Genomic DNA, 11,340 nt, shown 5'->3' on the forward strand with positions numbered 1-11,340 from the left:
CAATCGATAGGTAAGCAGCGCTTACCCTCCTCGCGCTCTAGTGAGCAGCGGTCTGGTCGGCCAGGCGGGCCATGCTTTCGTCGCGGCCAATCAACACCATGACCTCGAAAATGCCCGGCGATACAGTGCGGCCGGTGAGGGCGGCGCGCAGCGGCTGGGCGAGCTTGCCCAGCTTGAGGCCCTTGGTTTCGGCGAGCGCGCGCATGGCGGCGTCGATGGCCGGCACGCTCCACTCGTTGAGGCCGCGCAGGGTCTCTTCCATATCGGTCAGAACGCCACGGGCATCGGGGGTCAACAAAGCCGATGCTGCTGCGTCGATAGCAAGCGGACGTGACGCATAGATGAACTGGGCCAGATCGATCAGCTCGAGAATAGTCTTGGCGCGCGGCTGCAGCTCGGGCAAGGCAGCCAGCGCAGTTGCCTTGTTGGCGACGAGGCCTTCGAGATCCGTCAGGCGGCCGACTTCCTCGGCCGTCGCGATCATGATGTCGTAGAGGTATTCCGGCTTGGCCTCGCGGATATAATGGCCATTTATGCTCTCGAGCTTGACGAAGTCGAAGCGAGCGGCACCCTTGTTGAGGCCTTCGAGGCTGAACCATTCCACCATCTGCTCGGTGGAGAAAATCTCGTCGTCCTCATGGCTCCAGCCCAGGCGAGCGAGATAATTGCGCAAGGCCTCGGGCAGATAACCCATTTGACGATAGGCCTCGACACCCAGCGCGCCGTGGCGCTTGGAGAGCTTGGCACCATCAGGGCCATGGATCAGGGGGATGTGGGACATCTCCGGAATGGTCCAGCCCATGGCGTTGTAGATGACGATCTGGCGGGCGGCATTGGTCAGGTGGTCGTCGCCACGGATAATATGGGTGACGCCCATATCGTGATCGTCCACCACTACGGCATGCATATAGGTCGGTGTGCCATCGGAACGCAGGATGATGAAATCATCCAGGTTCTCGGTCTTGAACACGACCTTGCCCTGTACGTGATCATCGACGACGATCTCGCCGGTGAGCGGGGCCTTGATGCGGATGACGGGCTCGACGCCGGCCGGGGCTTCCGTGGTGTCGCGGTCGCGCCAATAGCCATTGTAGCGCGGGGGCTTGCCGGCAGCGCGGGCTTCCTCGCGCATCTGGTCGAGCTCTGCGGGCGAGCAATAGCAATAATAGGCATGCCCCATTTTCACCAGCTCATGCGCCACTTCGGCGTGGCGCGCGGCGCGGCCGAACTGGCTGATCGGCTCGCCTTCCCAGGTGAGGCCAAGCCACGTCAGGCCATCGATCAGCGCCACGACTGCGGCTTCGGTGGAGCGTTCCCGATCGGTATCTTCGATGCGCAGGAGCATCTTGCCGCCGGTCTTGCGGGCATAGGCCCAATTGAACAGTGCCGTGCGGGCACCGCCAATGTGTAGATAGCCGGTGGGCGAAGGAGCGAAGCGGGTGACAACCTGAGACATGGCGACCGGAAAGTTTGGACGAATTTGCGAGCCGTGTGTACCATAGAGGGGCACGAGCGCAAGGGCGGGGGCTAGGCGGGTGCTGGGGGCAGAAACACTTGAGCCGAGAACCGCGCCGGAGCGGGCGCGCCTCCGGCTGAATCCAGTTCCGGTAAAACGGCAAGTATGGCCGCTAACTAAAGGCCGCGGTAGCGTTTTGGCCTCGCTCCGCGATGGACTATCTACTGCCATCGCAACGCGGCGGCTGTTTGTACTGCTGCCCTTCGCCATGATTTTCGGACTGGCGGCTTATGCCCAATTGCCGTTTGAACCGCTGCCGCAGGCTTTGATCGGCGTCGCTTTGGCTCTCTGTGTGGCAGTGGCCATGGTTTGGCGGTTCCGGGCTTTGCCAGTAGTCGCATTGCTCGGCGCATTCTGGGCCGGGTTCTGCCTGCTGCCGATTCACAGCGCATTGTTCGGCACGCAAATGCTGGCATTTCCCGCCTATGGCGAGTTTGAGGCGCGGGTCGATGAGATCATCTCGGCCAATGCCGAGGAGCGCCGGATTGTCGTGTCGGGGCCAGTGCCGATGGGAACGACACGGCCAGTGGCAATCACAAAGGCGCGGTTGCTGGTGCCTGCCGAGCCGGCGCTGGAACTGGGCGACACCATATCCGGCCGGTTCCGGCTGGCGCCCGTACCGGGGCCGGTCTTACCCGGCGGCTATGACGGGCAGTTTCATTCGTATTTTTCCGGCATCGGCGCCTATGGCTCGGTGATTGGCGATTTTACACTGGTGACGCCAGCCAGCGGATTTGATGCAAGCCGCATGATCGAGAGCCTGCGCTTCAGCATCGGTGCGCGGATCGATGCGGTGCTCGATGGCGACACGGCAGCGATCGGCCGCGCCATGGTGATGGGCGACCAGAGTGCGCTGAGCGACGAGACGCGGGATATTTTGGCCGAGTCGGGGCTGGCGCATATCTATTCGATTTCTGGCCTGCATCTGTCGATCGTGGCGGGCGGGGTGTTCTGGCTGTTGCGATTGGGACTGGCCTCGGTGCCGGCTTTAGGCACGCGGCTGCCGGTCAAGAAACTGGCTGCTATTGGCGGGCTCGTTGCTGCGGCCGGCTATCTCATGCTGGCGGGCGGACCGGCCAATGTGCCGGCTTTGCGCTCCACCATCATGCTGGCGCTGATTTTTGGCGCGGTGCTGGCGGGCCGGCGGGCGCTGACTATGCGCAATGTGGCGTTCGCGGCACTGGCGATCATCCTGATCGATCCGGCAAGCATATTCCGGCCCAGTTTCCAGCTGTCGTTTGCTGCCGTGGTTGGCTTGATCGGGTATTTTGAGCTGCCGCGCCGGCCGGTAAAGGGGCAGAGCGGCTGGCTGCTGCGCATGGGCAGCACGGTCTGGGTGACGGCGCTGACCAGCTTCATTGCCGGTCTGGCGACGCTGCTCTTCTCCGCCTATCACTTCCAGCAGACGGCGCCGCTCGGCGTCATCGGCAATGTGTTGGTACTGCCGGTGGTGAGTCTCGTCATCATGCCATTTGCCGTAATCTCGGTCCTGCTGATGCCCTTCGGCATCGAAGGGGCCGCTGTATCCGTCATGGGGTGGGGAATCGACCGCATGGTGGGTGGCGGCGTGCTGGTGGCCGGCTGGAGCGAAGGGCTGACTGGTAACCCGCTGCTTACGCCTGTCGCCATCCTGATCGGCGTTGCTGCGCTGGCCTGGTTTGCCTTTGTCGGCAATTGGTGGCGGATGCTGGGGCCGGTGGTCGCGCTGCCGCTGATCCTCCTGCTGGGGCTCGATCAACGGCCCGATATCCTGGTGGCCGACACGACGCAGGCCGTCGCGTTACGCGGCGCCGAAGGCGTGGGACTGGTGACCGGGCGCGCGGGCAGCTTTGCCGTGGAAGTGTGGAGCCAGCATTATCAGGAAACGATTGGCGAAGGGCTGGCGGAGGCGCGCTGCGACAGCATTGCCTGTGTGGCGACAACGCCGGAATTTTCAATCGCCGTCATCAAGAGCGCGGCGGCCTTTGCCGAGGATTGCCCAACGCATGATCTGGTGATCAGCCGCATCAGGGTGCCCACGACGTGTACTGTGGCACAATATATCGACGCGGCGGCACTGCGCACGGGCGGGGTGCACTGGCTGCGTTGGGATGAAACGGCGGGGCAGTTCGAGATCCGCACCGCCGTTCCCAATACTACGAGGCCTTGGCGAGTTTTGCCACGGTGACGCCCGCAGCGGGCATTTCGGCAGTGCCCAGCACGTAGCCGGATTCGTCGGCGGCCGGGTTCAGCACAGCAGCGCCGGAGCCGTAGTTCACATAGATGCGGAAGCCGTCGCGAACCCGGGAGCGAACGCCGGCGGGCAGCAATAGCGTGGGAACGTCGGCCTCGGCGATTAGATAATCGACGATGCGCTGAACCAGTGCCTTGTTGCCGCTGGCGGCCAGGTAATGCAGCTTGCCCTGCGCTATCAGCACCGGCCAGCCTTCAGCATCCTCGATTTCGACCTCGGCGCGGGTTTCGATGCGCTCGCGCCAATGCCGCACGGCACCTCCGCCACCACGCACTTCCACCTCAAGGGTCGGATCGACGCTATCGATGCGCAGCACCTTGGCGTCGAGCAGATTGCTCGGCAGATCTGGCGCCAGGGCGGCGGGGATGGCGAAGTTCTGCGTCTTTGAACCCGAGCGGGGGCCAAGCAGGAGGTGGCCTTCAAAGTCGGCAATGGCTTCGCGCAGGGCATCATTCCAGGCAAAGAGCGCGGGAATGGCGACAATGTCGTAGCCCGCAAAGCTCTTGGTGTTGGGTGACAGGATATCGATATCGACGCCATGCTTGCGGAAGGCGGCATAGACGGCGCGGACATGGGCGCTGTGGCTAAAACCCTTGGCCTGGGGCTGAATCTGCCAGGCCCATTCGCTCTGATAATCGAACACGATGGCGACGCGGCCCTTGGCGGCTGTGCCGGCGATGGCGGTCTGGCGCAGCTCTTCGGCGACCTGAGCAGCTTCGTGATAGGCTGGCGCCGGTTCGCTATCGGGGCGCAACAGGCCAGCATGCATCTGCTCCTGCGCAAACGGGGCCTGCCGCCAGCGGAAATAGGAGACGACTTCGGCGCCGTGGGCAAAGGCTTCCCACGCCCAGAGGCGGGCCATGCCGGGAAGTGGATCGGGATTAAAATTGGCCCAGTTCACCGGGCCAGGCTGCTGCTCCATGATCCACATGCGGCCATGGCCGACGGCGCGGTAGAGATCGTGGTGGAAGGCCTGATAATCGGGCTCACCCTGGCGCATATAGTTGCGCTTGACGTCCTCAGGCTCGTCGCTCTGGGCAAGGTGGCCGAGCGGGTAGGCATCCCAACTGGCCACGTCGAGCGTTTCGGCCACGTCGTAATGGTCGAATTCGGTATAGCGACCCATGAAATTATGGATGACCGGCAGGTCCGGGCGCTTGGCCTTGAGGATGTCGTACTGCACCTTGTTGAAGGCGGCGACCTGATCGGAGGCGTAGCGACGGAAATCCAGATCGTGGGCGGGCGCTGCTTCGGCGACCAACAGGTTGGGCAATTCGATTTGGTCGAAACGATTATATTCCATCGACCAGAAGACATTGCCCCAGGCCTCGTTCAAGGCTTCGATCGTGCCGTAGCGGGCCTTGAGCCAGGTGCGGAAGCCGGCTTCGGCTGCCGGGGAATAGGAATAGGTGGTGCCGTGGCAGCCATATTCATTGTCGGTCTGCCAGCCGCCAAGCGCGGGATGATTGCCGACGGCATCGGCCAGCAGCTGGGTGATGCGGGCGGCTTCCTCGCGATAGCCGAGGTGCGAAAAGTCGTAGTGGCGGCGTGAGCCAAAACCCTTTTTGCGGCCATTGGCGTCGACGGCGAGCATATCTGGATGCTTGTCGACCATCCAGCGCGGCGGCGTGGCGGTGGGCGTACCGAAGACGACCTTGAGGCCGTGACGACCGAGCACATCCATGGCCCGGATGATCCAGTCAAAGCGCAGGTCGCCCGGTGTCGGCTCAAGCTTGGACCAGGCAAATTCGCCGATGCGGACGAATTTGATGCCGACCTCAGCCATGCGGGCGGCGTCGCGATCCCACCAGTCTTCGGGCCAGTGTTCGGGGTAGTAGCAAACGCCAAGGGCAGGGGTCATTTTGTGGCTCTAGAGGGCAATCGGAGTTTCAGGAAGACCGGCGACATCGACGGCAATGGCAAACAGGCCACCGGCAACTTTCTCGGCGGCGAGTTGTTCGACGCTGAGATTCTTGTTGGCGGTGGTGATGAATAGCGTCTTGAGATCGGGGCCGCCGAAAGCGGGGCAGGTGACCTGGCTGACGGGAACCTCGATGACGCGGTCGATAGAGCCATCGGGCGCATGGCGGACGACGCAGGAACCGCCCCAACGGGCGTTCCAGAGATAGCCTTGGCTATCAACCACGGCGCCATCGGGATAGCCACGATGGTCCGAAACGTCGGCAAAGAGGGTCCAATCGCCGGTCGGCAAGCCGGTGGCCGGATCGGTGGGGCATTGCATAATCTTTTTGGTCGGCGTGTCGCTCCAATAGGCGATGCTGCCGTCCGGCGAAAAGCATGTCGCGTTGGGGATCTTGATTCCGGATTTGAGCGTGGTCAGCGTGCCGTTGCGATAGTGATAGACCGCTCCGATTGGCGCTTCCGTTTCGCTCTTGGTCATGGTGCCGATCCAGAACGCGCCCGAGGGATGCACGCGGCTGTCATTGGTGCGGGTCAGCGCGTTATCGGCCTCGATCTCGTTGATGCGGTTCATGCCGCCAGTGGCGAGATCAAACTGCTTGAGACCCGTTTCGGTGGCCAACACCAGCGTGTGATCGTCGACAATGGCTGCCGCGGCCACGATTTCGTTGAACAGCCAGCTGTCGGCGATCTCGCCCGTAGCGGTCACGGCGAACAACGTCTGCTCATTGATGTCGAAGAAGAACAACTGCTGGCGGCCTGCATGCCAGATCGGGCCTTCGCCCAATGCACATTGGCTGTCGAGCAGGAGTTTTGCCGTCTGGGTCATTGCGCCAGGCCCTTGTCATAGGCGGCAACGGCAATAGCCGCGCGCTCGGCGACCTGGGCCACGTCCATGCCGGGCTTGTAGATATAAGTGCCCAGGCCAAAGCCAGTGCAGCCCACCGCGAAGAATTCGTCGAAATTGTCGGGATTGGCACCGCCTACAGCATAGATCGGCATTTCCGGCGGTAGCACGGCTTTGATCGCCTTGATGCCCTTGGCACCCAGCACTTCGGCGGGGAAGAATTTGAGTCCGGTGGCGCCCGCCTTGATAGCGCGGAATGCCTCGGTGGGGGTGAATACGCCAGGATAGGAGAGCATCTGGATGCGTACAGTCTCCTCGATCACCGCTTTATTGGTGTCGGGCGAAACGATGAACGTGCCCCCGGCATCGGCCACGGCCCAGACCTGCTTTTTGGTGAGCACTGTGCCCGCCCCAATGGCGGCCTTGTCGCCCAAGGCATTGGAGGCCAGTGCAATACTGGTCAGCGCGTCGGGGGAATTGAGCGGCACCTCGATCATGGTGATCCCGGCGGCGACCAGCGCCTCGCAGACGGCGACGGTTTCGGGCGGGGTGATGCCGCGCAGGATGGCGATGATGTGACGGTGATTCATGGGTAACTCCGATCAGGCGATGGCGCTGCGGGCGGCTTTGAGGCCGGCCAGCACCACATCTGTTGCGTCGACGGGGAGGCCTGTTGCGCCGGTTTTGGCGAGCACATCGGCATAAAGCGCGCAAAGTGCGGCCGAGCCGATCAATGGCACAGGTTCGGCACCAATCAGATGACGATTGCTGCCGATCTCGGTGCCGATCAACAGGCCGGACAGGAAGCCGGCGCACCAATCGGGCGTGCGGCCGGAGAGGAGCGAGCCGGCGCGGACCTGAAACAATTGGCCGAGCAATTCCTGCGGGCGTTCGAGTCCGGCTGCGGCACCGGCCGCAAAGCCTTCGGCGCGGCCCGGGCCATCGAGGCTGCCAGCGAGGGAATGACGCAGCACCGAATGGGTGCTGAGGATTTCGAACAATTCGCCGGTCATGGCGGTAGCGAAATGATCGATGCGGGTGCCGTTGAGCTGCGCCCATTTGGAATGGGTGCCGGGCATGCAGACCACGCCGGTATAGCCGGGCCGCAGGGAGGCGAGCCCGAGCAACTGGGTTTCTTCGCCGCGCATGACATTGTCGGCGCCGTTTTTCTGGCAGACGCCGGGCAGAATCGAGACCGCGAAACGGGTGTTGGGCATGGCCGGCTGGACAGCACCCGCGAGCAGATGGCGCAGATCGGTGGGGGCTTCGAGATAGGGGGCTTCCAGCCACCCCTGGCGGGCGCCGGCCATACCGCAGACCAGCACCTCGATTGCGCCGGCGCGTGTGCCGGTGACCCCATCGAGCAATTCGCTCAGCGCGGCGGAATAGTCCTCGCGCGTGAGCTTGCCCATGCCCTTGGGGGAGTTGCGCGAGAACGTCACCGCGCCATCGGCAGCAATGCCCCAGGCGCGCAAGTTCGAGGTGCCCCAATCAACGGCGACCCAATCCACGATGTCAGTCAAAATCACTCCTCTGAGCCGCATGCCTTATCCCGGCGGGGCGACCCTAATAGTAGAGCGCCGGTGGAACCAGCCAGAATCTACGGATGCCGGCGAGACAGAACAAAGGCCCAAGGCCCATGGTTTCGTCTCCTCATTTGGTAAGCGAGCAGACGCGTTTCGGAACATTGCACAGGGCTTTTTTCTGCGCCTCTAAAAAGTATGATTTTTTGGCAGAATTCCGTTCACTACCGCTGTGGGCATGCTAGAAAGCTGCAATCGTTGAGGCACGATCCGCCAGCGCGGACAGTGAGGTATGAGGAAATGACTGCCAGCAAGCCCCAGAAGCTGCGTTCGCGCGCTTGGTTCGATAATCCTGACAATCCAGACATGACGGCGCTTTATCTCGAGCGTTACATGAACTTTGGCGTGTCGCGCGAAGAGCTTCAGTCGGACAAGCCGATCATTGGTATCGCGCAGACGGGGTCCGATCTTTCGCCGTGCAACCGCCACCACATCGTGCTGGCCGAACGCGTACGCGAAGGCATTCGGGAAGCGGGCGGCATTGCCATCGAATTCCCGGTGCATCCGATCCAGGAAACCGGCAAGCGCCCCACCGCCGGGCTCGATCGGAACCTCGCCTATCTGGGCCTGGTCGAAGTGCTTTATGGCTATCCCCTGGACGGCGTCGTGCTGACTATTGGCTGCGACAAGACCACGCCTGCCATGCTGATGGGCGCCGCCACGGTCAATATTCCCGCCATCGCGCTGTCGGTCGGGCCGATGCTCAATGGCTGGCACAAGGGCGAGCGCACTGGCTCGGGCACCATTGTATGGAAGGCCCGCCAGATGATGGCGGCTGGCGAGATCGATTATGCCCAGTTCATCGAACTGGTGGCGTCCTCGGCGCCGTCCACCGGCTTCTGCAACACGATGGGCACCGCAAGCACGATGAACTCGCTGGCCGAATCGCTGGGCATGCAATTGCCGGGCTCTGCCGCCATTCCCGCGCCGTATCGCGATCGCCAGGAAATGGCTTACCGCACTGGCAAGCGCATCGTGGACATGGTGCATGAGGATCTGAAGCCCTCCGACATCCTGACCAAGGACAATTTCATCAATACCATCGTGGTCAATTCCGCGATCGGTGGCTCGACCAATGCCCCGATCCATATCCAGGCCATTGCCAAGCACATTGGTGTCGAGCTGGAACTGCAGGATTTCCAGACCTATGGCCACAAGGTGCCGCTGCTGGTGAACATGCAGCCGGCGGGCGAATATCTGGGCGAGGACTTCTACCATGCTGGCGGCGTGCCGGCGGTGGTCCACGAACTGATGAGCCAGGGCCTGATCCGCGAGAATGCGCCGACCGTCAATGGCAAGACCATTGGCGAGAACTGCCGCAACAGCACGATCCAGGACGACAAGGTCATTCGCTCCTTCGACAATCCGCTCAAGGCCGAAGCCGGGTTCCTGGTGCTGCGGGGCAATCTGTTCGACAACGCCATCATGAAGACCAGCGTGATTTCTTCGGAATTCCGCGACCGCTATCTTAACAATCCGGCCAGCCCCGGCGCGTTCGAGGGCAAGGCTGTCGTGTTCGACGGGCCGGAGGATTACCACCACCGGATCGACGATCCCTCCCTCGAGATCGACGAACATACCCTGTTGTTCATGCGCGGCGCCGGGCCCATCGGCTATCCAGGCGCGGCGGAAGTCGTCAACATGCGGCCGCCTGATTACCTGATCAAGAAGGGTATCCATGCGCTGGCTTGTATCGGCGACGGCCGCCAGTCGGGCACGTCGGGTTCGCCCTCGATCCTCAACGCATCGCCCGAAGCGGCTGCCGGTGGCAATCTCGCCATCCTGCGGACCGGCGACCGGGTGCGCATCGATCTCAATACCGGCACGGCCAATATCCTGATTTCCGACGAGGAAATCGCCACGCGTCGGGCCGATCTGGAATCGATGGGCGGGTACAAATATCCCAAGCATCAGACCCCATGGCAGGAAATCCAGCGCGGCATCGTCGGCCAGCTCGGCGACGGCGCTATTTTGAAGCCAGCTGAAAAGTACCAGCGGATCGCTCAGACCAACGGGATTCCGCGGGATAATCACTAGGCGCGCTAAGTCTCAGAAACAGAAAGGCCCGCCAAACCAGCGGGCCTTTTTTACTCGGGAAAGGCGCTCAGATGCTCATGTGCTATGCGCCACTCGCCTCTTCGCTTGCCGAGAACGGTCGTTCCTCTGCCGCTGCCTTGCGCCAGTTGCCCTTCGATGACCGCTTGCCAATGAAAACTATAGATGCAGCTTGCCGCCGTATCCGCCTTGGCGATCCAGCGGACGTCTTCCAGCCAATATCTTTCGTTTGAAAACCGCTGCCAGGTCCGCTCGAAGGCGGCTCGCACTGACTCCATGCCATGGTAGGAGCCAGAGCTGAACCAAAAGGTCGCGTCGTCATCGATCAACGATGTCAGCAGCTCAAAATCATGCTGGTTGATGAGCTCGGCATAAGCTGCCATCACCGCCTCAGGCGTGGCGTGGTCCACTATCAGTACTTCCGCAGCAGCCCCACCAAGCGTCCCTGGACCTTGACCCGGTCAGGCGGGAAAATCCGGGTTTCATAGGCTGGGTTAGCAGCTTCGAGTGCGACGGTATTGCCCTTGCGGCGCAAGCGCTTGAGGGTGGCTTCCTCATCGTCGACCAGGGCGACGATGATTTCGCCGGTGCTGGCCGATTCCTGCTTCTTGATCAGGACGGTGTCGCCATCAAAAATACCGGCCTCGATCATGGAATCGCCGCGCACTTCCAGCGCGTAGTGTTCGCCGGCCCCCAGCATTTCGGGGGGCACCATGATGGTGTGGGAGTGGGTCTGGATAGCCTCAATGGGCGTGCCAGCCGCGATGCGGCCCATGACGGGGATCGAGATCGGACGGGCGTAATCGTCGCCAACAGATTGGCGCGCCGGCGGGTTGGATACCTTGCCCAGTGTGCCCTCGATGACCGATGGCTCGAAGCGCGCCTTGCGGCCGCCCAGCGAAGGATTCATCGAATCGGGAAGCTTGACCACTTCGAGGGCGCGGGCCCGGTTGGGCAGGCGGCGGATGAAGCCGCGCTCTTCCAGCGCGGTGATCAAGCGGTGAATGCCGGATTTGGACGCCAGATCGAGAGCGTCCTTCATTTCGTCGAATGAGGGAGGAATGCCGCTTTCCTTCATCCGTTCGTGGATGAACATCAGCAGCTCGTGTTGTTTGCGCGTCAGCATTGGCGGCCCTCCACAGGGATTCGGAACATAGGCAGAACGACTATACGTGTTCCAGTTATG

General features: G+C 62.3%; 9 protein-coding genes. 2 read left to right on the forward strand and 7 right to left on the reverse strand.

Annotated features, from left to right (window positions below):
• Window positions 1–37 precede the first annotated feature (37 nt).
• Window positions 38–1,456: a glutamate--tRNA ligase gene (gltX, locus tag ACI3KW_RS02650; RefSeq protein WP_404846813.1), complete on the reverse strand. Its 1,419-nt coding sequence runs from the start codon at window positions 1,454–1,456 to the stop codon at window positions 38–40.
• Window positions 1,457–1,652: 196 nt separating this feature from the next.
• On the opposite strand from gltX, the gene ACI3KW_RS02655 reads away from it, so the two are divergent.
• Window positions 1,653–3,683 carry a ComEC/Rec2 family competence protein gene (locus ACI3KW_RS02655; protein ID WP_404846814.1) on the forward strand — a complete coding sequence of 677 codons (2,031 nt, stop codon included), beginning with the start codon at window positions 1,653–1,655 and terminating at the stop codon, window positions 3,681–3,683.
• On the opposite strand, the gene ACI3KW_RS02660 is transcribed toward ACI3KW_RS02655, so the two are convergent.
• The 4 genes from ACI3KW_RS02660 to ACI3KW_RS02675 are packed head-to-tail and all read right to left on the reverse strand — an operon-like array spanning window position 3,652 to window position 8,039.
• Window positions 3,652–5,610 (reverse strand): beta-galactosidase, encoded by a 1,959-nt coding sequence (locus tag ACI3KW_RS02660; protein ID WP_404846815.1) that lies wholly within the window; start codon window positions 5,608–5,610, stop codon window positions 3,652–3,654. The genes ACI3KW_RS02655 and ACI3KW_RS02660 overlap by 32 nt on opposite strands.
• 9 nt (window positions 5,611–5,619) lie before the next feature.
• Window positions 5,620–6,498: an SMP-30/gluconolactonase/LRE family protein gene (locus ACI3KW_RS02665; protein ID WP_404846816.1), complete on the reverse strand. Its 879-nt coding sequence runs from the start codon at window positions 6,496–6,498 to the stop codon at window positions 5,620–5,622.
• The gene (locus ACI3KW_RS02670) at window positions 6,495–7,106 is read right to left on the reverse strand and encodes a 2-dehydro-3-deoxy-6-phosphogalactonate aldolase (RefSeq protein WP_262168055.1); all 612 of its coding nucleotides are present in this window, start codon (window positions 7,104–7,106) and stop codon (window positions 6,495–6,497) included. The genes ACI3KW_RS02665 and ACI3KW_RS02670 overlap by 4 nt, the downstream gene beginning before the upstream one ends.
• A 12-nt stretch (window positions 7,107–7,118) precedes the next feature.
• Window positions 7,119–8,039: a 2-dehydro-3-deoxygalactonokinase gene (locus ACI3KW_RS02675; protein ID WP_404846817.1), complete on the reverse strand. Its 921-nt coding sequence runs from the start codon at window positions 8,037–8,039 to the stop codon at window positions 7,119–7,121.
• A gap of 300 nt (window positions 8,040–8,339) precedes the next feature.
• Between ACI3KW_RS02675 and ACI3KW_RS02680 the strand changes: the two genes are divergently transcribed.
• Entirely contained in the window at window positions 8,340–10,136 is a 1,797-nt protein-coding gene (locus ACI3KW_RS02680; protein ID WP_404846818.1) for an IlvD/Edd family dehydratase, read from the forward strand.
• Window positions 10,137–10,186: 50 nt separating this feature from the next.
• On the opposite strand, the gene ACI3KW_RS02685 is transcribed toward ACI3KW_RS02680, so the two are convergent.
• A complete protein-coding gene (locus tag ACI3KW_RS02685) occupies window positions 10,187–10,537 on the reverse strand; it encodes a YybH family protein (protein ID WP_404846819.1) in 351 nt (116 codons plus the stop codon).
• Window positions 10,538–10,566: 29 nt separating this feature from the next.
• Window positions 10,567–11,280, reverse strand: coding sequence for a transcriptional repressor LexA (gene lexA, locus ACI3KW_RS02690; RefSeq protein ID WP_113120662.1), 714 nt, complete (start codon window positions 11,278–11,280; stop codon window positions 10,567–10,569).
• Between the last annotated feature and the right edge of the window lie 60 nt (window positions 11,281–11,340).

The sequence above is a fragment of the Devosia sp. ZW T5_3 genome, from assembly GCF_044987315.1.
Classification (GTDB): domain Bacteria; phylum Pseudomonadota; class Alphaproteobacteria; order Rhizobiales; family Devosiaceae; genus Devosia.